The organism is uncultured Tateyamaria sp. (genome assembly GCF_947503705.1).
GTDB lineage: Bacteria > Pseudomonadota > Alphaproteobacteria > Rhodobacterales > Rhodobacteraceae > Tateyamaria.
On sequence record NZ_CANNES010000005.1, the window covers coordinates 263146 to 285490 of the forward strand.

General features: G+C 59.2%; 24 protein-coding genes and 1 tRNA gene. 10 read left to right on the forward strand and 15 right to left on the reverse strand.

Annotation, left to right across the window (positions count from 1 at the left end; genetic code table 11):
• Nucleotides 1–61 precede the first annotated feature (61 nt).
• From Q1A44_RS13655 to Q1A44_RS13685, 7 genes are all read right to left on the reverse strand, one after another.
• A tRNA-Pro gene (locus Q1A44_RS13655) sits at nt 62–138 on the reverse strand.
• 70 nt (nt 139–208) lie between these two features.
• On the reverse strand, nt 209–1360 hold the full coding sequence (locus Q1A44_RS13660; RefSeq protein WP_299626012.1) for a MerR family transcriptional regulator: 1152 nt from the start codon (nt 1358–1360) through the stop codon (nt 209–211).
• Between the two features lie 4 nt (nt 1361–1364).
• The gene (gene ihfA / locus Q1A44_RS13665; RefSeq protein WP_299626167.1) at nt 1365–1667 is read right to left on the reverse strand and encodes an integration host factor subunit alpha; all 303 of its coding nucleotides are present in this window, start codon (nt 1665–1667) and stop codon (nt 1365–1367) included.
• Between the two features lie 127 nt (nt 1668–1794).
• On the reverse strand, nt 1795–2766 hold the full coding sequence (locus Q1A44_RS13670) for a beta-ketoacyl-ACP synthase III (RefSeq protein ID WP_299626015.1): 972 nt from the start codon (nt 2764–2766) through the stop codon (nt 1795–1797).
• Nucleotides 2763–3881: a phosphate acyltransferase PlsX gene (plsX, locus tag Q1A44_RS13675; RefSeq protein ID WP_299626018.1), complete on the reverse strand. Its 1119-nt coding sequence runs from the start codon at nt 3879–3881 to the stop codon at nt 2763–2765. Before plsX ends, Q1A44_RS13670 begins: the two co-directional genes overlap by 4 nt.
• 35 nt (nt 3882–3916) lie before the next feature.
• A complete protein-coding gene (rpmF, locus tag Q1A44_RS13680) occupies nt 3917–4123 on the reverse strand; it encodes a 50S ribosomal protein L32 (protein WP_223424331.1) in 207 nt (68 codons plus the stop codon).
• A 201-nt stretch (nt 4124–4324) separates the two neighbouring features.
• Nucleotides 4325–4882: a DUF177 domain-containing protein gene (locus tag Q1A44_RS13685; RefSeq protein ID WP_299626041.1), complete on the reverse strand. Its 558-nt coding sequence runs from the start codon at nt 4880–4882 to the stop codon at nt 4325–4327.
• Between the two features lie 106 nt (nt 4883–4988).
• On the opposite strand from Q1A44_RS13685, the gene bamE reads away from it, so the two are divergent.
• The 3 genes from bamE (at nt 4989) to Q1A44_RS13700 (ending at nt 8143) form a co-directional block, all read left to right on the forward strand.
• A complete protein-coding gene (gene bamE / locus Q1A44_RS13690; protein ID WP_299626044.1) occupies nt 4989–5435 on the forward strand; it encodes an outer membrane protein assembly factor BamE in 447 nt (148 codons plus the stop codon).
• Nucleotides 5436–5504: 69 nt separating this feature from the next.
• A complete protein-coding gene (locus Q1A44_RS13695; protein ID WP_299626047.1) occupies nt 5505–6233 on the forward strand; it encodes a GNAT family N-acyltransferase in 729 nt (242 codons plus the stop codon).
• A 101-nt stretch (nt 6234–6334) separates the two neighbouring features.
• Nucleotides 6335–8143 (forward strand): ATP-binding cassette domain-containing protein, encoded by a 1809-nt coding sequence (locus Q1A44_RS13700; RefSeq protein WP_299626050.1) that lies wholly within the window; start codon nt 6335–6337, stop codon nt 8141–8143.
• Here the strand turns inward: Q1A44_RS13700 and Q1A44_RS13705 are convergent.
• The 3 genes from Q1A44_RS13705 to mnmA form a co-directional block, all read right to left on the reverse strand.
• Nucleotides 8140–8688, reverse strand: coding sequence for a sugar O-acetyltransferase (locus tag Q1A44_RS13705; protein WP_299626053.1), 549 nt, complete (start codon nt 8686–8688; stop codon nt 8140–8142). The two genes, Q1A44_RS13700 and Q1A44_RS13705, sit on opposite strands and share 4 nt — an antisense overlap.
• Complete coding sequence (locus Q1A44_RS13710) at nt 8685–9440, reverse strand: SDR family NAD(P)-dependent oxidoreductase (protein ID WP_299626056.1); 756 nt, start codon at nt 9438–9440, stop codon at nt 8685–8687. Before Q1A44_RS13710 ends, Q1A44_RS13705 begins: the two co-directional genes overlap by 4 nt.
• 133 nt (nt 9441–9573) lie before the next feature.
• Nucleotides 9574–10713, reverse strand: coding sequence for a tRNA 2-thiouridine(34) synthase MnmA (gene mnmA / locus Q1A44_RS13715; protein WP_299626059.1), 1140 nt, complete (start codon nt 10711–10713; stop codon nt 9574–9576).
• 125 nt (nt 10714–10838) lie between these two features.
• On the opposite strand from mnmA, the gene Q1A44_RS13720 reads away from it, so the two are divergent.
• From Q1A44_RS13720 to Q1A44_RS13740, 5 genes are all read left to right on the forward strand, one after another.
• Nucleotides 10839–11117: a DUF1153 domain-containing protein gene (locus Q1A44_RS13720; RefSeq protein WP_299626063.1), complete on the forward strand. Its 279-nt coding sequence runs from the start codon at nt 10839–10841 to the stop codon at nt 11115–11117.
• Nucleotides 11118–11216: 99 nt separating this feature from the next.
• Nucleotides 11217–11936, forward strand: a complete 720-nt coding sequence (ctrA, locus tag Q1A44_RS13725; RefSeq protein ID WP_299626066.1) for a response regulator transcription factor CtrA — start codon at nt 11217–11219, stop codon at nt 11934–11936.
• A gap of 163 nt (nt 11937–12099) precedes the next feature.
• Complete coding sequence (ligA, locus tag Q1A44_RS13730) at nt 12100–14217, forward strand: NAD-dependent DNA ligase LigA (RefSeq protein ID WP_299626069.1); 2118 nt, start codon at nt 12100–12102, stop codon at nt 14215–14217.
• Entirely contained in the window at nt 14214–16301 is a 2088-nt protein-coding gene (recG, locus tag Q1A44_RS13735) for an ATP-dependent DNA helicase RecG (protein WP_299626072.1), read from the forward strand. The genes ligA and recG overlap by 4 nt, the downstream gene beginning before the upstream one ends.
• A gap of 100 nt (nt 16302–16401) precedes the next feature.
• Nucleotides 16402–16530, forward strand: coding sequence for a hypothetical protein (locus Q1A44_RS13740; protein WP_299626075.1), 129 nt, complete (start codon nt 16402–16404; stop codon nt 16528–16530).
• A 179-nt stretch (nt 16531–16709) separates the two neighbouring features.
• On the opposite strand, the gene Q1A44_RS13745 is transcribed toward Q1A44_RS13740, so the two are convergent.
• Together Q1A44_RS13745 and Q1A44_RS13750 are read right to left on the reverse strand one after the other, a co-directional pair.
• Nucleotides 16710–18104 carry a methyl-accepting chemotaxis protein gene (locus Q1A44_RS13745; RefSeq protein WP_299626078.1) on the reverse strand — a complete coding sequence of 465 codons (1395 nt, stop codon included), beginning with the start codon at nt 18102–18104 and terminating at the stop codon, nt 16710–16712.
• Nucleotides 18105–18171: 67 nt separating this feature from the next.
• Nucleotides 18172–18624 carry an iron-sulfur cluster assembly scaffold protein gene (locus Q1A44_RS13750; protein ID WP_299626081.1) on the reverse strand — a complete coding sequence of 151 codons (453 nt, stop codon included), beginning with the start codon at nt 18622–18624 and terminating at the stop codon, nt 18172–18174.
• 97 nt (nt 18625–18721) lie between these two features.
• Between Q1A44_RS13750 and hisI the strand changes: the two genes are divergently transcribed.
• The gene (gene hisI, locus Q1A44_RS13755) at nt 18722–19078 is read left to right on the forward strand and encodes a phosphoribosyl-AMP cyclohydrolase (RefSeq protein ID WP_299626170.1); all 357 of its coding nucleotides are present in this window, start codon (nt 18722–18724) and stop codon (nt 19076–19078) included.
• Between the two features lie 4 nt (nt 19079–19082).
• Here hisI and gluQRS read toward each other — a convergent pair whose 3' ends face one another.
• The 3 genes from gluQRS to trmFO all read right to left on the reverse strand — a co-directional run bounded on the left by gluQRS (nt 19083) and on the right by trmFO (nt 22039).
• Nucleotides 19083–19973: a tRNA glutamyl-Q(34) synthetase GluQRS gene (gluQRS, locus tag Q1A44_RS13760; protein WP_299626084.1), complete on the reverse strand. Its 891-nt coding sequence runs from the start codon at nt 19971–19973 to the stop codon at nt 19083–19085.
• The gene (locus Q1A44_RS13765) at nt 19970–20581 is read right to left on the reverse strand and encodes a methyltransferase domain-containing protein (protein WP_299626087.1); all 612 of its coding nucleotides are present in this window, start codon (nt 20579–20581) and stop codon (nt 19970–19972) included. Before Q1A44_RS13765 ends, gluQRS begins: the two co-directional genes overlap by 4 nt.
• A 105-nt stretch (nt 20582–20686) precedes the next feature.
• On the reverse strand, nt 20687–22039 hold the full coding sequence (trmFO, locus tag Q1A44_RS13770) for a methylenetetrahydrofolate--tRNA-(uracil(54)-C(5))-methyltransferase (FADH(2)-oxidizing) TrmFO (RefSeq protein WP_299626090.1): 1353 nt from the start codon (nt 22037–22039) through the stop codon (nt 20687–20689).
• Nucleotides 22040–22184: 145 nt separating this feature from the next.
• Between trmFO and Q1A44_RS13775 the strand changes: the two genes are divergently transcribed.
• Nucleotides 22185–22337, forward strand: coding sequence for a hypothetical protein (locus tag Q1A44_RS13775; protein WP_299626093.1), 153 nt, complete (start codon nt 22185–22187; stop codon nt 22335–22337).
• Nucleotides 22338–22345: the final 8 nt, after the last annotated feature.

Consider the following 22345-nt stretch of genomic DNA (forward strand, 5'->3'; position numbering starts at 1 on the left):
GTGGCTGATAGCCGCAAAGGGGCGACCCTGCAAAACCCCGTAGCGCTGGGGCGGGTTGAATTGGTCGGGCTAGCAGGACTCGAACCTGCGACCTTCCGTCCCCCAGACGGACGCGCTACCAGGCTGCGCCATAGCCCGACTTGGCGCTTCTCATACCCGAATTCTGGCCGGGGGCAAGGGGGAACTGTCACGGAGTTGGAACTCTTTGTCAGGGATCGCGGCGGGCACTGGCCATCTGATCACGCAGGGCAGTTAGCTGTGCCAGAAGGGGCCGCAGAGCGCTGCGCTGCGACGATGTCAGCCGTGTGACGCGTGATACGCGGCTGAGTGGTGAGGGCGCAGCCTCAAGCGTGCTGTGATCGGGATCGGCAGGCACATCGACGATACGCGCGCGCGGTGCGGCGGGTGGTGCGGGCGCGGGCTCTGGGGCGGTGTCCTGGGCGGCTGGCGCAGGATCATGGGCCGGGGCATCGGGCACCGGAAACTCGCGGGATAGAAAGGACGGCAGCGGTGTTGAGGCAGCGGCAGGCTCTTCGACATCTGGCGTGGCGGACACGTCAATTGCAGGGGGTTGTCCTTCGGGCGAGTGGGCAAAAATCGGGGAAGCGTCTTCTGGCTCGGGCTCCGACGCCGCATCTGAAATCGCAAGCGGTTCTTCTGCGAATGGTGGGGCGGCTGCTTCAGGTTCTGGGTTAACAGCAGGCTCCGGCTCGGCGACCAACGACGGTTCTGGGTCGGCGGCCTGGGCAACCTGTGCCGGCGTTTCGACCTCCATTTGAACCTCGGCGGGTTCGTCCGGGGCAGGGGTCAGTTCTGGCTCCGGCTCTGAAAAGAGCGAGGGCGCCAGGTCAGGTTCTGCGGTCACATGCTCTTGCGAAGGCGTCAGCGGCGCCTCGGCCGTCATTGGGGGCTGTTCCTCCGGCTCAGGTTCCGGGTCGGGCAAGTTATAAGTCAGCGGCGCAGGGGCCGTGACGGGCGGGAAGGGCGTCACCGTATCTTCGGCGGCACTTGCCGGTGCCAACTCCGCCTCGACGAAATCGCTTTCGGCCACCAGATCGCCGTCAATCTGCGCAGCGGTTTCGTCATCCAGCGGGCCGGACATGTCGGCCACATGGGCCATGCCTTCCTCGCGCAGAATCTTTTGCACGCCTTTGATGGTCAGGCCATCGTCATGCAACAACTTGCGAATCCCACCCAGCAAAAGCATGTCTGCCGGCCGGTAATAGCGACGCCCGCCCGCCCGTTTGACGGGCTTGATCTGGGTAAATTTACTTTCCCAAAACCGCAGCACATGGGTTTGCACACCCAGCCAGTCAGCCACTTCAGAGATGGTGCGAAAGGCGTCTGCGGATTTGGACATCAGATCAGGATTTGTTACCTGATGCGACCCGCTCTTTCATCAGATGTGATGGGCGAAAGGTCAGCACGCGGCGCGGATTGATCGGTACTTCCTGACCGGTCTTTGGATTGCGGCCGACGCGAGCCGACTTGTCGCGGACCGAAAAGGTGCCAAAGGACGAGATTTTGACCTGCTCGCCTTTTACCAAAGCATCGGACATGTGGTCCAAAACGCTTTCCACCAATTGCGCGCTTTCATTGCGCGACAAACCCACCTCACGAAACACCGCTTCGCTCAGGTCCATGCGGGTCAAAGTCTTGTCTGCCATCATGTTTCCCCTTTGGCAAAGCATAGGGCCGTCACAAAATCCGAGTCAATATCAATGGCTTGGAAGGTTGGCAAAAGGCGGCTTTGCGGTGAATTTCCCGTGAAGCGGGTGTGAATTTCGTGGTTTTCTACCAGCGCAGGACCACTGCTCCCCAGGCCAGACCACCGCCAATGGCCTCGGTGACCAGCAAATCGCCCTCTTTGATCTGGCCGCGGTCGCGTCCAACCGACAGGGCCAGGGGAATCGATGCAGCCGATGTGTTGCCGTGATCCTGGACAGTCACGACGACCCGGTCCATTGGCACGCCCATCTTTTTAGCGGTGCCCTGGATGATGCGGATGTTGGCCTGATGAGGTACGATCCAATCGACATCATCGGCGGTTACACCTGCCCGGTCCATGGCGGTGTGCGCGGTCGAGGCCAGCTTTTCCACCGCGTGGCGAAAGACCTGATTGCCCTGCATCCGCAGATATCCGCTTGTGCCCGTGCTGACGCCGCCATCCACATAAAGCAGATCGCGGTGCCGTCCGTCCGAATTCAGGTCCGTGGCCAGAATACCCCGATCCTGTGCCGTACCAGCGCCGTCTTGAGCCTCAAGCACGAGCGCACCGGCACCGTCGCCAAAGAGCACGCAAGTGCCCCGATCGGTCCAGTCCATGATCTTGCTGAAGGTTTCGGCCCCAATGACGAGGACTCGGCGCGCCTGGCCCGAGGCAATCAGCGCATTGGCGTTGGACAGCGCATAGATGAAACCGGCACAGACGGCCTGCACATCAAAGGCAAAGCCGCGGGTCATGCCCAATTGGGCCTGCACCATCGTCGCAGCAGAGGGAAAGGTCAGGTCTGCCGTAGAGGTGGCCAAAACAATCGCATCCACATCATCCGCTTCAAGGCCCGCATCGGTCAGCGCAGCCTTCGCCGCAGCGGTTGCCATGGTTGAGGTTGTGTCGTTATCGGTGGCGAAATGCCGTCGCTCAATCCCGGACCGTGAACGGATCCACTCATCCGTGGTGTCTAGCGTCGCCTCAAACTCGGCATTGTCCACGACGCGGGTCGGAAGGTAGTGCCCGACGCCCCGAACCACTGCGCGCAAAGTCATGTGTTATTCTCCTTGGCGGGCGTGTCGTCTGGCGCGGCCTCGCTGCCCGGTGTGACATGTGCGACCCGTGCGGCCAATTTGTCGTTAAAGCCCAGTTCCGCCAATTGAGCGGCCAGCTTGATCGCAGCAGATACACCCGTTGCATCCGCGCCGCCATGGGATTTCACCACCGTGCCGTTCAACCCGAGGAACACGCCGCCGTTGACGCGGCGGGGATCAATGCGGCGTTTCAAGCGCTGCAAAGAGGTAAAGGCCAGTAGCGAGGCCAGCCGTGAAAGGGGCGAATAGCGAAAGGCCTCGCGCAAGAGATCGCCGATCAACCCAGCCGTGCCTTCGCCGGTTTTGATGGCGACATTGCCGGTAAAGCCGTCTGTGACAATGACGTCGGCCACGTCACCCGGGATGTCGCCGCCTTCGACGAAACCGACAAAGTCGAATTCGGCGGCCTCTGCCTGGGCGCCGATCAACTCATAGGCTTCTTTCAACTCAGCGCGGCCCTTGTGCTCTTCGGTGCCGACATTCAGCAAGCCAATGCGCGGGCGGGGCAGATCCAGGCCGTTTCGGGCATATGAGGTGCCCATCAGGGCAAAACGCAGCAAGTCATCGGCATCGGCCCGTACATCAGCACCCACATCCAGCATCACATTGAAGCCTTGGGGGTTCCGGCTGGGCCACAAAACGGCGATGGCGGGTCGGTTCACGCCGGGCAGCTTGCGCAACCGGATCATCGACAGCGCCATCAGGGCACCGGTATTTCCGCAACTGACGGCCACGGTGGCCTCGCCTGAACGCACGGCCTCAACGGCCGACCACATGGATGTACCCTTGCCGTTGCGCACCACGTGGCTGGGTTTGTCCTGCATGGTGACGACATCGGCGGCGTCGCGAATCTCGACACGGTTGATCAGGTTCTTGCGGCGCGCGACAAGACGCTCTAGCTCGTCCTTGGGACCGTGGAGAATGAACCCCAATTTGGGGTTTTTCTTGGCGGAGATCGAACATCCAAACACAACAGAGGCGGGGCCACTGTCCCCGCCCATTGCGTCAACTGAAAGTATGATGGGAAAGGCAAGTTGCCCGTGTTGATCGGCCGGATCGGTTTTTTGGGCCGTCATCGGGGCTGTGCCTGCCTTTGCTTGCGTCGCGCCGTTCAGGCCGCGTCGTCTTCCAGATCAACCTCTTCAGTCATAGCGACAATTTCGTTGTCGTCATAGTGACCGCACGCCGCACAGATGTGGTGGGGGCGTTTCAACTCACCACAGTTGGGGCATTCGTTGGGGTTGGCGGGGGTCAAGCTGTCATGGCCACGGCGGTTGTTGCGACGCGACTTGGACACTTTATTCTGTTGCACAGCCATTGGAATGGGCCTTTGAATTTCGGGCAGCGCCGCAACGGGTGCGGATGCGTGTTTCGGGTTGCCCTGCAGCGGGCACGAATTGGATCGACCGGATGTGGGCGTGACGTGCGTTTAGGCAAAGGCCCCGGGCATGTCCAACCCAAAATGTCGTGAAAGCGCGAAAATACGCATCTTTGTCTTCGGTGCAAGCGGTTTTCTGGCTTAGCTGTCGTCGTCACCTTCCAACTTGTCCTTGAGGGCGGCCAGACCGGCAAATGGTTTCATGGCTTGCGCTGTCAAAGGGGCAGCGCCGGGTTCGGTCAACACGGTCTCTGGCAGCGGTTCGGCGTGATCGGCACGCGGATAAAGGGGCAGCGACAGGCTGAGGGCTTCGATCATGACGACTTCGGGGTCGATCCACTGCGTCAAGGGTTCCACTTCGTCGTCTTCGGGCATCTCGACCTCGGGGGCATCCACCTCCTGAAGGTCGCGCACGTAAAGGCGGCGCACAGGTACGTCGATGCGGGTTGTCACAGGCTTCAGGGTTACACCGCATGGCTGGGTTACTGTCGCGCCCAAAGTGCCGGACAATAACCAATCGGTCGCGCCATGCCCACGCACCTCGCCGCCAAAGCGCAATTTGCGCAACCCTGACAGCGCCAACTCCTCGGCGATGACAACCATGGCGGCCGCGTCCGGCTGCACCAAAAAAGGGGTCGCGGCGTTTTGTGCCAAGGCGGAAACCCGAAGTGCGGCACCCGAGGGAGGAGACTTGGACATGAGGCTGATACTTTCGTTTCTTGAACCGGAGGCCATCCTTGAGTAAGTCGAGATAAAAGCCCCGTGCCACATGAGCAAGGGGCAAGACATACCAAGGGGGGCCGGCATGCGGACCTTAGCACCGTTGATCGCACTGATGACCGCCGTGGTTCTGGCGGGGTGCTCGGCCACCTATCGCAACCACGGCTATATCCCGCCCGAGGAAGAATTGCAGGAACTTGTCGTCGGCATCGATACCCGCGCCACGATTGAGGACCTTGTTGGCCCGCCCTCGTCCGGCGGAGTACTTGAGAACGGAAATTACTTCTATGTGCGCAGCCGGACCAAGACATTGGGGCTGCGCGCACCGCAAGAGATCGAGCGTCAAGTGCTTGCCATGAGCTTTGACGGTGAAGGGGTACTGGCCAATATCGAACGCTTTGGTCTTGAGGACGGTCGCGTCGTCAGCCTGTCGCGCCGTGTCACCTCAAGCAGCGTGAACGACGTGTCCTTTATCCGACAGCTGCTGGGCAATATTGGCCAGATCGGGCCCGAGGGCGCGTTTGGCGGTTGATCACCGTCACGCTTCTGACACATCCTGTGTGCTAAGCGGCGGCCAAGCAGGGCGCCGAAAGGGCATGGCATGATCGCTTTGAAAAAGGGCCGTTACAGCACGCGCGAAGCCCAAGGGCCGGGCGACATCGCAGCGGCACAGGCGCTGCGGGCAAGGTGTTTCGAAGTGTCATCGCCGCGTGATTCAGATCCTTATGATGCAAAATGTACTCATATACTGGTCCATTCCGAGGCCGACAGTCGGCTTGTCTGTTGTTTTCGGATGTTGCCCCTGACCGGAGCGGAGATCGCCCAAAGCTATTCCGCACAGTACTATGAGTTGGATCGGCTGGCCGCCTTTGATGGCAAGATGGTTGAAATGGGTCGCTTTTGCATCGACCCCAACCTAAGTGACCCGGACATCTTGCGCGTGGCTTGGGGGGCTATGACGGCCTACGTGGATGCCAACGGGGTCGAGCTGCTCTTTGGCTGTTCCTCTTTTGCGGGTACGGATACTGCCGATTACCTGGACGCTTTTGCCATGCTCAAAGCCCGGCACCTCGCCCCCAAGCGCTGGTTGCCTCGGGTCAAGGCCCCGCACGTCTTCAAATACGCCGCCCGCTTGCGCCGCAAACCGGATATGAAAAAGGCGATGTTGCGTATGCCGCCGTTGCTGCGGACCTATCTGTTGATGGGGGCGTGGGTGAGCGATCATGTGGTGGTCGATGACCAGATGAACACGCTGCATGTCTTTACCGGGGTCGAGATCGGGGCGATTCCCCCCGCTCGCAAACGGCTGTTACGCGCCGTTGCCGGGTGACTTGCGTATATCCAGAGCGCTGAATTTGCATATTTTTGGAACAATGAAAGCATTGGCCCGTTGCGGTTGACGGCCCTGACCGGACCCTCTAGCTGGCGCGCATGGCACGTGTTCCTCTTTTGCAGCTTTCCGACATCTCCCTGACCTTTGGGGGCGATCCTGTTTTTGACGATCTGTCCCTTGTTGTCCAACCCGGCGACCGGGTGGCCTTGGTGGGGCGTAACGGGTCGGGCAAATCCACCTTGATGAAGGTCATGGCGGGCAATGTTGAAGTAGACCGTGGCGACATCGTTGCCGGGCCCGGCGTGTCTGTCGGGTATATGGAGCAGGACCCGGATCTATCGGGCTTTGCTACTCTGGGTGATTTCGCGGTGCATGGTCTGGACCCTTCGGAGATGTACAAGGTCGAGCGCGCAGGCGAGGGTTTGAAATTCGACCCGGCCCGTCCGGTCGAAACCGCCTCCGGAGGGGAGCGCCGTCGCGCGGCCCTGGCCAGGTTGATGGCCGAAGCCCCGGATCTGATGTTGCTGGACGAGCCGACCAACCACCTCGACATCGAAGCCATTGGCTGGCTCGAAGAAGAACTGAAGACGACACGGGCCGGTTTCATCCTGATCTCGCATGACCGCGCTTTCTTGCGTGAACTGACCCGCGCAACCCTCTGGATTGACAGAGGAATGGTGCGCCGTATGGAGAAAGGCTTTGACGCGTTCGAGGCCTGGCGTGACACCACCTGGGCCGAAGAAGACAGCCAGCGCCACAAATTGAACCGCAAGATCAAGGCCGAGGCCCGCTGGGCAGTGGAAGGGATTTCGGCACGCCGCAAACGCAATCAGGGTCGGGTGCGCGCCTTGCAGGATTTAAGGGCCGAGCGCGCGTCGCAGATCAAGCGGCAAGGTACGGCGGCGATGGCCTTGGACGCAGGGCCTAAGTCTGGCCGCAAGGTCTTGGAAGCCGTCGATATTTCAAAGACCTACGGTGAGAAGGTCATCCTCGAGCCGTTTTCCCTCAAGGTGCAGCGGGGTGACCGGATCGCCTTTGTTGGCCCAAATGGTGTGGGCAAGACGACGCTTCTCAACATGTTGATCGGCAAGACGGCACCCGACACGGGTACCGTGACCCATGGTACCAATCTGGAACTGGCCGTGTTCGATCAGGCCCGCGCGCAACTGGACCCCGATCAGAGCCTTTGGGACAGTCTGACCGGCGATCCTGACATGCGCGTGAGCGGCAAGGCCGATCAGGTGATGGTGCGCGGCAATCCCAAGCATGTTGTTGGATACCTCAAGGAGTTTCTCTTTGACGAGGCGCAGGCGCGCGCGCCTGTCCGCTCTTTGTCGGGGGGGGAGAAGGCGCGTTTGCTCTTGGCCAAGATCATGGCGCGCCAAAGCAACCTGTTGGTACTCGACGAGCCGACCAATGATCTGGATGTGGAAACGCTGGACCTGATGCAGGACCTGATTGGTCAGTATGACGGCACGGTTCTGCTGGTCAGCCACGACCGTGACTTCCTCGACCGCGTCGCCGTAACAACGATTGCGATGGAAGGTGATGGCAAGGCCACGGTCTATGCCGGTGGTTGGAGTGACTATCGGTCACAAAAGCGCGTAACTGAGACGATTGAAGTAAAAGCAAAAACAGGTACTTCCGGATCAAAGGTGAAGTCAAAACCTACCGAGAAAGCCGCTCTCAGCTTTACTGAAAAGCATCGCCTTGAGGCGTTGCCTGCAGAGATGGCGCGGCTTGAGGCCGAGATCGCCAAGCTGGAAGAATTGCTGAGCGATCCTGACCTCTTCACTGCGCAACCCGTCAAGTTTCAAAAAGCCACCGATGCGTTGGTCGCGCGGCACGAAAAACTGCAAGCCGCCGAAGAGGAATGGTTGGAACTGGCAGAAAAAGCGGAAGCTTAGAGGGGGCGGGCCGGATTGCCTGCCACCTTTGCGCCGGCCGCTATATCGCGTGTCACCACGCTGCCTGCGCCCACGATGGCGCCGTCACCAATGCTCACCCCGGGCAAGACGATTACATTTCCGCCGAGCCAGACGTTTTGACCGATGTGAACCGAGCGCGCGTTTTCAACGCCCGCACGCCGCTTGGAGATATTGGTATGGTGCGTTGCGCAATAAATCTGAACGCCTGGCCCGCAAAGCGTGCCAGAGCCGATATGCACAGGGGCCGAATCAAGGATAACGCAGCCGACATTCAGGAACACGTCGTCCCCGAGATGGGTGTTGAAGCCGTAGGAACAATGAAACGGCGCCTCAACTAGGCAATTCCTGCCATGGCTGCCAAAGAGGCGGGCCAAAGGCGTGCTGAGCGAACGCCGATCTGATGGGGCCAGCTGATTATGCGCATAAACGGCGTCCAGCGCCGCAACGCGCATCATTTCCAATTCGGGATCAAGGCACGTGTACCAGTCACCGGCCCGCATTTTTTCCAGCTCACTGGGCATCATCGCATCCTGAGCGCGCCGTCGAGCCGGATAACCTCACCATTGAGGTAGCCCATTTCCACGATGAAGCCGGCCAGACGGGCATATTCGTTCGGATCGCCGAGCCGCGAAGGGTTAGGGACATCTGCGGCAAGGCTCGCCTGTATATCATCGGGCAGGCCCGCCAGCATGGGCGTGCGGAAAATGCCCGGCGCAATGGCCATCACGCGAATGCCGGTGGAGGCCAGATCGCGCGCCATGGGCAATGTCATGCCGACAATGCCCCCTTTTGAGGCGGCGTAGGCCGCTTGCCCTTTTTGCCCGTCAAAGGCGGCGATGGAGGCGGTGTTGATGATGACGCCGCGTGCGCCGTCGGGCTCTGGCGCATTGTCGGCCATAGCTGCCGCGGCCAAGCGGGAGACGTTGAAGCTGCCCACCAGGTTGATGTCGATGGTTTTCTGGAAGGCTCCGAGTGGGTGGGGGCCATCGCGGCCGACCGTCTTGATCCCCAATGCGATGCCCGCGCAATTCACGGCAGCATTCAGACCACCCATGTCAGCTACGGCCTGATTGATGGCGGCTTGGACCGAGGCTTCGTCTGTCACGTCCGTCTCGGCAAAGAAGCCGCCGATCTCTTGCGCGACGATTCGGCCCCGGTCTGCATCCCGATCAAGGATCGTTACCGCGGCCCCGTGCGCTGCAAAATGCCGGGCTGTTGCCTCGCCAAGGCCGGATGCGCCGCCTGTGACTACCGCTCTGGTTGTGCTGAGTTCCATGGTCGAGACCCCTCCTTAGGATTTGAACACACGTTCAGTTATGCAAGGGATGCGTCTTCTGGCAAGCGGTCGTGATCCAAATGAGCACGCAAATGCGTGCACGACATTTTTTGTTTGGCGTCGCGCGGGGCGGCTAGCCCTTGTGAATCCAGCCACCGCCGTAGATGCGGCTGCTGTCGCGGTCGTAAAAGACGCAAGCCTGGCCCGGCGAAACGCCTGCCTCGGCCGAAACCAGTTCGACTGTTGCCTTTGTCGCGCTGATGGGGCGAATCACGGCATCTGTAGGGGGGCGCGTAGAGCGGACTTTGACTGCTACGTGCCATTCCGGCTGACTGTCAAAGGGGGCATCGCCCAGCCAATTTATCTCGCGCACCGGCACTGACCGGGTGGCCAGCATTTCCTTGGGTCCAACAATGACTTGCCGGGCGTCTGCGTCCAGTTTCACCACATAAAGCGGGTCAGCAAGCCCGCCAATCCCAAGTCCCCGGCGTTGCCCGATGGTATAGTTGATCACACCATCATGCTGCGCCAGAACCCGGCCGTTCATGTCCACAATGTCGCCAGGCGCGGCGGCCTCTGGCCGCAATTTGCGGATCACGGCGGCATAGTCGCCATTGGGCACGAAACAAATGTCCTGGCTGTCGGGTTTGTCTGCAACAGCCAGACCGTATTTGGCGGCCAAAGCGCGCGTGTCGTCCTTGGATGGCAGGTGCCCAAGCGGAAAGCGCAGGTAATCGAGTTGAGCCGCCGTGGTCGAAAACAGGAAATAGCTTTGGTCGCGGTTCGCGTCAGCGGCCGAGTGCAGTTCCGGCCCGGCATCCCCCATTTTCCTTTGAATATAATGACCTGTGGCCATGCAATCGGCCTCAAGATCCTTGGCGGTTTCCAGCAAGTCCTTGAATTTGACCCGTTCATTGCAACGGATGCAGGGTACAGGTGTCGCGCCACCCAGGTAGCTGTCGGCAAATTCGTCTATCACCGCGTCTTTAAATACATTTTCATAGTCGAGGACGTAATGGGGAAAACCCATTTCCTCGGCAACGCGGCGCGCATCATGGATGTCACGGCCGGCACAGCAGGCCCCTTTCTTGGCCAGCGCTGCCCCATGATCGTAAAGCTGCAAAGTCACGCCGACGACGTCATACCCCTGGCTTTTAAGCTCGGCCGCGACAACGGAACTGTCGACGCCGCCGGACATGGCAACAACGACGCGCGTGTCGGCGGGGGCTTTGGCAAAACCCAATGAATTGAGCGGACCGGTCTGGTCAAGCATGGCGTGTCTCCGGGGTGAGTTGAACGCATATATATGAAAATGCGAAATAGTCTCAAGGGCGCGTTTAACGGGTCATTAAAGGCGATTGCGCATGGTCGCCTCAAACAAATGACGTGAGCAGACCGATGTATTTGAAGAAAGTGGATGGGCCGCGTGCGGTCACGCTGCCGGATGGAACTGTATTGACGCAAGCCGATTTGCCGCCGGTGACGACGCGCCGTTGGGTGGCCTCGCGCAAGGCGGCTGTGGTGCGGGGCGTGATCTATGGCTTGATCAGCCAAGAGGGTGCGCAAGAGCGGTACGGGATCAGCGCGGAAGAGTTCGAGGAATGGGTGCGTGCGGTGTCCACCCATGGGGAGGATGCTCTCAAGGCAACGTCGGTTCAAAAATATAGACAACTTTAAGTTGTTATGTTACAATCCCGACAAGGGTAACGTGTGGTTAACCTTTTCGGTTCACGTTCAGTTCCAAGAATTGCCACCCCGATTGCGGAGATCGATAGAATGCGCGTGTTGCTTGTTGAAGACGACCCAACGACCTCGAAAAGCATCGAACTGATGCTGACCCATGCCAATCTGAACGTGTATGCGACGGATTTGGGAGAAGAGGGGATCGACCTTGCCAAGCTCTATGACTACGACCTGATCCTGTTGGATCTCGATTTGCCTGATATGAATGGTCACGAGGTGCTGCGCCAATTGCGGCTGGCCCGGATCGAGACGCCGATTTTGATCCTGTCCGGCGCGGATGATACTGAAAACAAGATCAAGGGCTTTGGCTTTGGTGCGGATGATTATCTGACCAAACCCTTCCATCGCGAGGAACTCGTGGCGCGCATCCACGCGATCATTCGCCGGTCCAAAGGGCACTCGCAATCGGTGATCAACACTGGCGACGTGTCGGTGAATCTGGATGCCAAGACGGTCAGCGTGGACAACAAAACCGTGCACCTGACGGGCAAGGAATACCAGATGCTCGAGCTGTTGAGCCTGCGCAAGGGCACGACATTGACCAAGGAAATGTTTTTGAACCACCTCTATGGCGGCATGGACGAACCGGAGCTGAAGATCATAGACGTGTTTATCTGCAAGCTGCGCAAGAAACTCACGACAGCAACCGGCGGCCACAACTATATCGAAACGGTATGGGGGCGCGGCTATGTCTTGCGCGACCCCGAACCTGTGGAAGCGGATGACGGCGAACGGCTTGCTATCGGAGCCTAAGGCGATCCCAACAATAACAACCGGCGTGCAGTTACTGCGTGCCGGTTTTTTTGTGCGATATGAGGCTGGTGTTTTTGAACTCCAACCCTGGAGATGACGGAAAGACTGGACCCCGGCGGGTGGCGGATTTATCTCTGTCCAAGAACCGCGCGCGAGGGATGACGTGACCGCTTTACCGGACCCCAACACTTTGTCGGAAGACGAAGCCAAAGCCGAACTGGCCCGATTGGCCGAAATCCTGAACGAAGCCAATACGGCTTACCACACGCAAGATGCGCCAGATCTTAGTGATGCAGACTACGATGCCCTGAAACGGCGCAATGCAGATATCGAGCGATTGTTTCCTGCATTGAAACGCGCGGACAGCCCTGCCGATCAAGTTGGCGCATCCCCGGCCGAAGGGTTCACCAAAGTGACCCACGCGGTTGCAATGCTTTCCCTATCCAACGTTTTTGATGATGCCGATGTAGGCGAGTTTGACGGGCGGGTGCGCAAGTATCTGGGTTTGAGTGCCAACGCGTCGCTCGCCTATACGGCCGAGCCAAAGATTGACGGGCTTTCGCTGTCCTTGCGCTATGAGAACGGCAAACTGGTCCAGGCGGCCACCCGCGGCGATGGCACTGTCGGAGAAAACGTCACCGCCAATGCACGCACGATCGATGATGTCCCGCACGAAATCGCTGACGCGCCGGAGGTTTTGGAAGTGCGGGGCGAAGTGTACATGTCACACCCGGATTTCGAGGCGCTGAATGTGCGCCAGGCCGAGGCAGGGGACAAGCAATTTGCCAATCCACGCAATGCTGCGGCGGGATCTCTACGCCAATTGGACAGCGCAATCACACGCGCGCGGCCACTTCGTTTTTTTGCCTATGCGTGGGGTGCGCTCAGTGCGCCGCTGGCCGAAACTCAGGCGGGCGCGATTGAACAGCTGGCCGCATATGGCTTCCAGACCAACCCGCTAACTGCACTGTGTGACGGTCCTGATGAAATGATCGCGCACTATCGCAAGATCGAGCAACTGCGCGCCGATCTTGGCTACGACATTGATGGCGTTGTCTACAAGGTGAACGATCTGGTGTTGCAAGGGCGGCTTGGCTTCCGCTCAACCACCCCCCGATGGGCAACAGCGCACAAGTTTCCCGCCGAATTGGCCTGGACGCACCTGGAGGCCATCGACATTCAAGTAGGCCGTACCGGCGCGCTCAGCCCGGTGGCCCGTTTGACGCCGGTGACCGTGGGGGGCGTCGTCGTATCCAACGCGACACTGCACAACGAAGACTATATTGCGGGCCGCGACAGCAAAGGCGCAGATATCCGAAACGGAAAAGACATTCGTGTCGGTGATTGGGTCCAGGTGTACCGCGCGGGCGATGTGATCCCGAAAGTGGCGGATGTCGACTTGGCCAAACGGCCCGAAACTGCCGTTCCCTTTGTCATGCCAGACCACTGCCCCGATTGCGGCAGTGCTGCCGTCCGCGAACCGGGTGATGCGGTGCGCAGATGTACAGGGGGGCTGGTTTGCCCAGCCCAAGCCGTTGAGAAAATGAAACATTTTGTTGGCCGCTCTGCCTTTGATATCGAAGGTCTCGGTGCAAAACAAGTCGAGCAGTTCTACGCCGATGGCTGGATCAAAGAACCAGCTGACATTTTCACGTTGCGCGACCGCTATGGCAGCGGGCTGCAACAGTTGAAAAATCGCGAAGGTTGGGGCGAGAGATCGGCAGCCAATCTCTTTGACGCCATTGATGAGCGTCGCGAGATCGGGCTGGGCCGGGTAGTTTTTGCCCTGGGGATCCGACATGTGGGCGAAGCTGCAGGCAATTTGTTGGCCGCACATTACCAAGACTGGCAGTCTTTCAGCACTGCAATGCGCACTGCGGCACTCGGCAATACGGCATGGGATGATCTGATATCCATCGACGGGGTCGGTGGCGTTATGGCCCAGTCTTTGGCGACCACGTTCCAGCAAGATGCGGAATGGGCCAGTATCGAACGATTGGCCGAACATCTGAGTATCCAAGAGGCCACGCGACCGGACACCAGCGACAGCCCCGTCGCGGGCAAAACCGTTGTGTTTACTGGAACACTCGAACGCATGTCGCGGGCCGAGGCAAAAGCCCGCGCCGAGGCGATGGGTGCCAAAGTGTCAGGGTCGGTCAGCGCCAAAACCGATCTGGTTGTCGCGGGCCCAGGCGCTGGTTCAAAGGGCAAAAAAGCCGCCGAATTGGGGATCGAAATGCTTGACGAAGATGGCTGGCTTGCGCTGATCGGCGCCGCATGAGCCGACCCGAGATCCTGTTTCCGCTCTTTGCCGGGCTCGAAACACTGGCCGGGGTTGGCCCGAAAACGGCCCAGAACATGGCGCATCTCGGTGTTACAGCGCCGCGTGACATCCTCTTTACCCTACCGCATTCCGGCATAGACCGGGCCCTGCGCGAGACTGTATCCGGCGCTGATCTCCCTTCAACCCTGACGGTAGAGGTGAAAGTCGGTGCACATCACGCCGCCCGCAATCGAGGAGGAGCGTACCGCATTCACGTTGAAGATGCTCAGACCAGCTTTCAATTGGTCTTTTTCCACGGGCGCAGTGACTATCTGGGCCGCGTCTTGCCTCAAGGCAGCACGCGTGTGGTGTCGGGCAAGGTCGAAATGTTCGATGGGATCGTCCAAATGGTGCATCCTGAACACATCGTATCCGTAGAAGACGTCGAAACCATCCCTGCGTTTGAACCCGTTTACCCCCTGACTGCGGGCGTTACGCAAAAAACGATGTTCAAGGCCAGCCGTGCGGCACTTGGACTGTTGCCTCAGCTCGGTGAATGGATTGATCCGACCCAGTTGGCGCAAGCGCGTTGGCCTGATTTCGCCGCAGCGATGACCTCGGCGCATACACCCGTATCGATGGGCGATCTGGCTGCGACAAGTCTGGCGCGAACCCGTTTGGCTTATGACGAATTGATGGCCCACCAGTTGACCCTCGCCCTCGCGCGCGCCTCCGAACGACGTGTACCGGGGCGAATGAGTGTTGGGGATGGGCGCCTTCAACGAAAGGTGCGCACGGCGTTGGAGTTTGCCGCAACTGGTGCCCAAGATCGCGCGATTGACGAGATTGCCCAGGACATGGCGCAAAACGTGCGCATGAACCGTTTGATGCAAGGCGACGTCGGCGCGGGCAAGACATTCGTGGCCTTCATGGCCCTCTTGGTCGCGGTCGAAGCGGGCGGGCAGGGCGTCATGATGGCGCCCACTGAAATCCTGGCGCGGCAGCACCTCGAAGGGTTACAACCCTTGGCCGAAAGCGCCGGTGTCGTGCTGGAAATCCTGACAGGACGTGACAAAGGGGTAGAACGGCGCGCCAAACTGGCAGCACTGGCCGCAGGCGACATCCATATTCTGGTTGGGACCCATGCGGTTTTTCAGGCGGATGTGTATTTTGCAGATCTGCGCCTCGCCATTGTTGATGAACAGCACCGTTTCGGCGTGCGGCAGCGGCTTGAATTGGGAAAAAAAGGGGCGGATGCGGATGTGCTGGTGATGACCGCAACGCCGATCCCGCGGTCGCTGGCACTGGCCCAATATGGCGATATGGATGTTTCTATGCTGGACGAAAAACCGCCAGGGCGCAAACCGATCAAGACAGCGCTGGTTAGTACGGGGCGCATGGATGACGTCGTGGACCGCTTGCGCGCCGTGATGGCAGAGGGGCGACAGTGCTATTGGGTCTGTCCTTTGGTTGAGGAAAGTGAAGCCGTTGATCTTACGGCTGCCGAAGAACGGTTCAAACGTTTGCGGGCGGCGTTGGGCGAAGGGGTTGTCGGACTAGTACACGGCCAGATGCCGGCCGCTGAAAAAGACGCGGCCATGGCGCGTTTTCAGGCGGGCGAAACCGGTGTTCTGGTTGCGACAACGGTGATCGAAGTTGGTGTGAACGTTCCCAACGCAACGATCATGGTAATTGAACGGGCCGAAACTTTTGGCCTCGCACAATTGCACCAGTTGCGTGGGCGGGTCGGGCGCGGCAGTGCGGCGTCAACCTGTTTGCTGATGTACCAGGCCCCACTGTCTGAGGCAGGGCAAAAGCGGCTTGAAGTTCTGCGCGAAACCGAAGACGGGTTTCGAATTGCCGAGACAGATTTGCAGATGCGTGGCCATGGCGATCTGATCGGAACCGCACAATCGGGTGTGCCCCGTTTTCGTATCGCTGACATGGAGCGGCACACCGCGTTGATGGCGATCGCCCAATCCGATGCGCGCAAACTGCTGGCCGATGATCCGACACTGGAAACACCGCGCGGGCAGGCGGCGCGCGCGTTGTTATGGCTGATGCGGCAGGATGAAGCGATCCGTTTGATTTCAGTAGGTTAGCAGTTTTGTTCTGAAAAGTTCGCAAATGTTCTTAAAAAGTTCTTTACCGATTGTTAATAATATGAGAACAAAGAGGCAACTCGAAGACGGAGACGCCAACATGATCACGCTACGCCACATCAAGGAAATCGCCACACGCGCCGAAGCAAATCTGCTTCAGGATGCAGTTGGGGCGGCGGCTTTGATGGTGATGTTGCTGGTTGGTTTGCACCTTCCGTCGTTGTTCTGAGTTCTGCCTGCGATCTTGCTTACGATCCCGCCCCGCGCCCGTCCCACATTGGCGCATCTTGGTCAGTCTCTGCCTGTCTGACCGAACCCTCGTTGCCTCGGGGTTTGCGGTATCTGTCCCAAGCAAGAATTGCTTTTCCTTGCGCCGCCATCCGCCCGGATGTGCGGCGCTTTTTTTGCCTAGAACGTGTAGGCCAGCCGCAGGCCACCCCAATGCTGTCCTCCGACCATGATCGGAGCGGACAGATCCTTCATCATCTTGAACGCGCCGCCGCCCATATCACGCCGGTAAACTTGTAGCAGAAACGGCGCAGTATTGCGCCCCGCCTTGAGGCCTACCCTGTCGTCAAAGATGCGCCTGTTGCGGCAATTGGCGGTGTTCCAGACAACGTCACTGCGCGGTGTTTGCGAAAACTTGCGGTTATGCGTCGGCAGGTAGCCGTTCACATCGACGGCGGCGCAAAACACCACCTTGGGATCAAATTCCAACGCGGGTTCAAGGATGTCCGGCAAAATCGCGTCAAAGACATCCACGTAACTCGTGCGCACCTGCTGTGGATCGGTGTTCGGAATAGGGACATACGTCCGGTCAAAAAGGGTGCTGGTCTGCAATTGGCCTGTGTCCAAGGCTTGCTCGATTGCGGCAGACACAAGATGAGCGCGGTTTTTTACGTAATCAATAAAGGGCCCGTCATCGGTCATGCCGCCCAAGGCTGCACTAGCTTGCACGATTTCCTCTGAGGTGTCGATCAACCGTTGCACGCGCCCATGGGCTTGCGTGATCCCGGTGCTGGTTGCAGTGATCCCGTTACAAATCCCGTTCATACCGGGCGCAAAGGCGTCAATCGCTGCGCGCACCGTTTCTGTCTGTGTATTGATTCGGGTTACTTGGGTGTCGGTGTCCGCCACCGATTGTTCCATCCGACCAAGAGCCAGATCGGTATCTTTGCTTTGGTCGAGAACGGCCGCGGCAGATTGCGCCACGCTATTTGCTTCCGACCCCAGGGCGGAAATCCACTGAGTAAGTGTCTCGATATTGGTGGAAATCTGGTCCGCTGCTTGTCGTGTTGCTTGTGACAATTCGTTGATGGCCTCAGCCACGACAGCAAAGCCGCGACCGCTTTCGCCCGCACGTGCCGCTTCAATCTTGGCATTGATGGCCAGGGTATTCACCTGCATTGCGATCGATGCAATTTGCGTGTTGTTGTTTTTAACCGCCTTCAACGTGTCGCTCACGTCGGCGCTGCGGTCAGACAGGTCTTGGACCCACGTGGCCACAGTGCGCGAGTTTTCCCCCAGATCACGAACCAAGGCCGCCGATTGGCTTACGTCTTGCGAAGTTTTCGTGACGGTTTGGGTCAAGTCCTGCGCGACTGCCTGCACCGCCCCATTGGCGGTCTTGATTTCGCCAGCACCATGTTCAAGCGTCGTCAGGGCGGCGCGTTGATCGCGCGCCCGCTCTTCGACCATGTCGAGAAAGCCTGCAATATCGACAATTTCATATCCCAACTCCGATGCTGCGCGGGCAAGCGCGTTCATCTGTGGAATTTCGGGAAAGTCGGGATGCGCCGTCATATGTGAACTCTTCGCTGGAGGTGCACATGCTCTAGCGCTGATTCCTTCACAATTGACTAATCTAGGATCAGGCGCAGTCTGATTGCAGGGCCAGTTCCATCGCCTCGACGGCAGCCTCAATGCTCAGGAGAATAGAGGCGTGGCGGTTCTTGTAATCGCGTGCAGGTTCTAAAACTTCGAACCCATCAAAAGGAGCGGAGGGAACGGGGCCGTTCTCTTTCAGCATGGCGCGCAGTGCGTCGCGCGCGCCGGTGACCTCCTCAAGGGTCCGTCCAACGATCGCGCCTCCAGTCACAGCAGCGGCGGCCTGACCCAAAGCGCATGCTTTGACATCTTGGCCAAAGCCTGAGATGCGCCCATCAGCGATTTGTACGTCCACCGTTACCGTGGAGCCGCACAACGGCGAACGTTTTTTAACCGTTGCATCGGGGGTATCGAGGCGGCCGTGATGCGGGATATCCGCCGCAAGGCCGAGGATGCGGTTGGAATATAGTTTTATCAGGTCGATATCGGCGGGCATGGCCCCTCCGCTCTGGTGTCGCGAATTCTTTATCCTTACATAAGCGGGCTCATCCCAGATGCAAAAGGTTTTGCTTATGTCCGACCCCGCTGCCGCCGTGACTTTTGACCCAGCCACTCTGAAATATGATGATCATGGCCTTGTGCCTGCAATCGCGCAGGATGTGACTTCGGGCGAGGTGCTGATGATGGCCTGGATGAATGCCGAAGCGGTGGCGCAAACGCTTTCCACGGGCCGTGTGACCTATTGGAGCAGATCGCGGCAGGCGTTCTGGATCAAGGGCGAAACATCCGGCCATGTCCAGGAACTGGTATCGTTGCGGGTGGATTGTGACCGCGATTGTCTGCTCATTCAGGTGCGGCAAAGCGGTCCGGCCTGTCATACGGGGCGGCGAACCTGCTTTTACACTGATGTAACAGCTGGTTCCGAGGTGGAGTTGATGTCGCCAATGTAGCGCGTCAGAGACCTATCATACGCCTGATATCATCTGGCGTGCACCCGTCATCCCGGTATTTTCTGATCGCGCGGGCATCATCGCGTTTGGCCAGCCGTTTGCCCGCTTGGTCTCGGATCAGAGCGTGGTGGTGATAGACGGGCTTGGGTAGGCCAAGAAGACCTTGCAACACCACATGGATTTGGGTCGCGTCAAAGAGGTCGCGCCCGCGCACCACATGTGTGATCCCCTGTTCCGCATCGTCCAGCACAACGCTCAGGTGATAGGAAGTGCCCATATCGCGCCGGGCGAGCACAACGTCGCCTACGGTTTCGGCAAGTGTATCATAATGCACATCAATTTGACCCGTTTCGCCGTTGGGACCGCTGCCTGTTTCTGAAAACTCAAGCAATGGTCGCGCACTCTGATCAGCCTGCAGTGCCTGCACGGCAGCGGCCATATCCAGACGCAGTGCGACGTTTTTGGGCCTAGGCGTTTGAGCTTGCGCTGACGTGTGCAAGGTACGGCAGGTACCTGGATAGACGATACCATCCGGACCGATCAGCGGGGCGCCTTCCTGCGGGGCCTGGGCCGCAGCAAAAATGTCGCGCCGATTGCATGTGCAAGCAAAGAGGAGGCCACGGGCCCAAAGCGTATCAAGGGCCTGATTATAGGCTTGCTGCCGCTGTGATTGCCGCATCACGGGCTCCGGCCACCGTACACCCAACCACGCAAGGTCGTCAAAAATCTGAGTTTCCCATTCAGGGCGCGCGCGGGCCCGGTCAATGTCCTCGATCCGCAACAGAAATGTGCCACCGTGCGCAATGGCCATATCGTGGGCCACGAGTGCAGAATAGGCATGGCCAAGATGCAAAGGCCCCGTGGGGGATGGTGCAAAGCGGGTCTTGAAAGTCACGCTTTTTCAAGAACGTATACGGTGGACTTCAAGTCAATTCCGGGAAGGTGAGCGCCATGTTGCTTGAACAAAAGTCGCGCCGCGCCGCAATCGGTCCACTCTGACACACCGCCTTCATTCTCGGGATTGGACAGGGCGTGATCGTTAAAGGAAAAGACCAGTTTGCCGCCAGAGTCCAGCTTGCGCATCAGCGTGTGCAGCACAGCGATTGGCGCGGCCCCGGCTCCGATCACACCGATGGCCGCCATGGCGCTGTAGGTGCCTTGGGCAAAAGGCAGGTCTGCATCCGCTTCTATCTGGTCCAGTTTGCGGTAAACACCTTTGGTGTCCGCGACCTCCAGCATCTCGGCCGACAGATCGAGGCCATCAATGGCTGCAAATCCGGCAAGTTTCAGTGCGAGGCCAGACAGGCCGGTGCCACAGCCAAAGTCCAGAATGGGCGCGCTTAGGTCATTGGTCAGGGATTTAAGTGCCTCTGCGCAACGGCCCGGTGTGGCATATCCGTTTTCCGCAACCTCCGCCTCGTAACTGGCGGCCCAGTCGTCATAAAGGCTGCGGGTCGATGCGGCGTCGCGGGCGGTGTAGGCTTTGTCCAGAAAGTTTGTCATGCGTCAAACTAGCCGTCACAAGCCCGGTCCGTCCAGTGGGTTGCACCTGCGGGACTGAGGGGCCAGCCCCTCAGACACCCCGGAGTATTTTTGAACAAAAGAAGATCAAGCCGCTTGTGATTGTGGCGCGAGCCAGTTTTGCCAGTCCGCCTTGGCGCGGTCGGTGTAGGCTTTGTATCGGTCCTTGCGACCGCGCCGTCCGCCCTTGAGGCCTTCGACCGGGGGGAACAGGCCGAAATTCACGTTCATGGGTTGGAACGTCTTGGCCTCGGCACCGCCAGTGATGTGCGTGATAAGCGCGCCCATGGCCGTAGTGTTGGGGGGCGTATCAAGCGAGCCGCCCAGCAACTCGGTTGCGGCCATCCGCCCGGCCAGCAGACCCATTGCGGCAGACTCAACGTAGCCCTCAACGCCTGTGATCTGGCCCGCAAATCGGACATTGGGCCGGGAACGCAACCGCATGTCGGCCGTCAGCAGCGTCGGGCTGTTCAAAAAGGTATTGCGGTGGATACCACCCAATCGGGCGAAGTTCGCGTTCTGAAGCCCGGGAATGCGTTTGAAAACATCCGTTTGTGCGCCGTACTTCATCTTGGTCTGGAAACCTACGATATTGTAGAGCGTGCCCAGCTTGTTGTCGCGGCGCAATTGTACGACAGCGTAGGGCTTTTGATCGGGCGCGTGCGGGTTTGTGAGGCCAACCGGCTTCATCGGGCCAAAGCGCAGGGTTTCGCGCCCCCGTTCGGCCATGACTTCGATGGGCAAGCAGCCATCAAAATAGCCTGCTGTCTCGCCTTCATGAAACTCGGTTTTCTCCGCCGCGAGAAGGGCGTCGATGAAGGCTTCGTATTGTTCCTTGGTCATGGGGCAGTTGAGGTAGGCTGTCCGCTCCTCCTCGGTTTCGCCTTTGTCATAGCGCGACTGCATCCATGCTTGTGACATATCTATGCTGTCGAAATAGACGATGGGAGCGATGGCGTCGAAAAAGGCCAGTGCCTCGGCTCCGGTTTCGGCGGCAATCGCTTGGCCCAGTGCCGATGAGGTGAGGGGGCCGGTGGCAATGATCCAATGGCCGTTGTCGGGCAGCTCGGTAATCTCGCCGTAGTCCACCGAGATGTTGGGGTGCGCCACTAGCGCGTCGGTCACCGATTGGGCAAATGGGTCACGATCCACGGCCAGGGCGCCGCCGGCCGGCAGGCGGTGTTTGTCTGCCGTCTGCATGATTAGCCCGTTTGCCGCGCGCATTTCCCAATGCAGCAGACCAACGGCGTTCTGTTCGCTGTCGTCAGAGCGGAAGGAGTTGGAGCAGACCATTTCGCCCAACAGGCCCGTCTGATGCGCAAAGGTGCCGACTTTGGGCCGCATTTCGTGAATGACCACCTGCACGCCCATATTGGCTGCTTGCCAGGCTGCTTCGGATCCGGCCATACCGCCGCCGACGATGTGAAGTGTGTGTGTCATGGGCGCGATGTAGGGCAAAGCCGTGTTGCGCGCAACGGATCGCGGCGGGGGAAATGCGGACGCGACGCATATGCGCGTTGATACATGTCAATCGGTGCGGTTGTCCGGAGGTTATGCCGTAAGTGCAGTTTGAATGGAGACGACGATGACTTACCCTAAATTTGCGCTTGCTCTGCTTGCGATGATCTTGGTGCAGGCCTGCGAAAACCCAGAGCGTTACCCCGTTTCGGGTGAAGCATGCGGCCCCGAGGATCCAGTTTTGGATCTGAGCGTAGAGGATTGCACACCACCCGTTTGATCGGACAT

Coding starts and splice junctions, on each gene's coding strand:
- Q1A44_RS13740 (WP_299626075.1), top strand. CDS start 16,402: ATGATCACGCTACGCCACATCAAGGAAATCGCCACACGCGCCGAAGCA.
- Q1A44_RS13660 (WP_299626012.1), bottom strand. CDS start 1,360: ATGTCCAAATCCGCAGACGCCTTTCGCACCATCTCTGAAGTGGCTGAC.
- Q1A44_RS13670 (WP_299626015.1), bottom strand. CDS start 2,766: ATGACTTTGCGCGCAGTGGTTCGGGGCGTCGGGCACTACCTTCCGACC.
- ctrA (WP_299626066.1), top strand. CDS start 11,217: ATGCGCGTGTTGCTTGTTGAAGACGACCCAACGACCTCGAAAAGCATC.
- Q1A44_RS13685 (WP_299626041.1), bottom strand. CDS start 4,882: ATGTCCAAGTCTCCTCCCTCGGGTGCCGCACTTCGGGTTTCCGCCTTG.
- Q1A44_RS13765 (WP_299626087.1), bottom strand. CDS start 20,581: ATGACAAACTTTCTGGACAAAGCCTACACCGCCCGCGACGCCGCATCG.
- mnmA (WP_299626059.1), bottom strand. CDS start 10,713: ATGCTTGACCAGACCGGTCCGCTCAATTCATTGGGTTTTGCCAAAGCC.
- Q1A44_RS13775 (WP_299626093.1), top strand. CDS start 22,185: ATGACTTACCCTAAATTTGCGCTTGCTCTGCTTGCGATGATCTTGGTG.
- ihfA (WP_299626167.1), bottom strand. CDS start 1,667: ATGGCAGACAAGACTTTGACCCGCATGGACCTGAGCGAAGCGGTGTTT.
- trmFO (WP_299626090.1), bottom strand. CDS start 22,039: ATGACACACACACTTCACATCGTCGGCGGCGGTATGGCCGGATCCGAA.
- Q1A44_RS13720 (WP_299626063.1), top strand. CDS start 10,839: ATGTATTTGAAGAAAGTGGATGGGCCGCGTGCGGTCACGCTGCCGGAT.
- Q1A44_RS13745 (WP_299626078.1), bottom strand. CDS start 18,104: ATGACGGCGCATCCCGACTTTCCCGAAATTCCACAGATGAACGCGCTT.
- Q1A44_RS13705 (WP_299626053.1), bottom strand. CDS start 8,688: ATGATGCCCAGTGAGCTGGAAAAAATGCGGGCCGGTGACTGGTACACG.
- rpmF (WP_223424331.1), bottom strand. CDS start 4,123: ATGGCTGTGCAACAGAATAAAGTGTCCAAGTCGCGTCGCAACAACCGC.
- Q1A44_RS13750 (WP_299626081.1), bottom strand. CDS start 18,624: ATGCCCGCCGATATCGACCTGATAAAACTATATTCCAACCGCATCCTC.
- plsX (WP_299626018.1), bottom strand. CDS start 3,881: ATGACGGCCCAAAAAACCGATCCGGCCGATCAACACGGGCAACTTGCC.
- Q1A44_RS13700 (WP_299626050.1), top strand. CDS start 6,335: ATGGCACGTGTTCCTCTTTTGCAGCTTTCCGACATCTCCCTGACCTTT.
- recG (WP_299626072.1), top strand. CDS start 14,214: ATGAGCCGACCCGAGATCCTGTTTCCGCTCTTTGCCGGGCTCGAAACA.
- bamE (WP_299626044.1), top strand. CDS start 4,989: ATGCGGACCTTAGCACCGTTGATCGCACTGATGACCGCCGTGGTTCTG.
- Q1A44_RS13695 (WP_299626047.1), top strand. CDS start 5,505: ATGATCGCTTTGAAAAAGGGCCGTTACAGCACGCGCGAAGCCCAAGGG.
- Q1A44_RS13710 (WP_299626056.1), bottom strand. CDS start 9,440: ATGGAACTCAGCACAACCAGAGCGGTAGTCACAGGCGGCGCATCCGGC.